The sequence below is a fragment of the Blastococcus sp. CT_GayMR20 genome (assembly GCF_004570345.1).
On the sequence record NZ_SPQM01000340.1, the window covers coordinates 1 to 599 of the forward strand.

At 66.6% G+C, this 599-nt stretch carries 1 pseudogene; it reads left to right on the plus strand.

The annotated features are described in order from the left end of the window. Positions 1-599: pseudogene (locus E4P40_RS27820) on the plus strand (flagellin); the annotation flags it as partial.

The window sequence follows — 599 nt, forward strand, 5'->3', positions numbered from 1 at the left end:
GCCTGAAGGTCGCCGTCCGCAACACCCAGGACGGCATCTCGGTCGTGCAGACCGCTGAAGGTGCGCTCACCGAGACGCACAGCATCCTCCAGCGCATGCGTGACCTGTCGGTGCAGGCCTCGAACGACGGTGGCATCAACACCGAGGCCAAGAAGAACATCCAGTCGGAGCTCAGCCAGCTCAAGTCCGAGCTGAACCGCATCGCCAACACCACCACCTTCAACGGCAAGAAGCTGCTCGACGGCAGCTTCAACGCCACCTTCCAGGTGGGGGCGAACGCGGGTGAGACCATCGGCGTGACTCTCGCCACGGCGATGGGCGCGTCCGGTCTCAACGTGGCCGGTGTGGACGTGACCGCACCTGCCACCGGGTCGACCAACGGCAACACGGTCAACGCGTCCGCCGGCACGCCGGGCACGTTCACCACCAACGTGGGTGACTTCACCACGGCGGCGGCGTTCGACACCCTCAGCGGCACGATCACGGTCGGGGACAAGAGCATCGACCTGGCCAGCATCAAGCACGGCGCCGCGGACACCGTGGCGACGCGTCTGGCGACGGTCAACACCGCCGTCAACAACGCTCTGGGCACGGCGAAC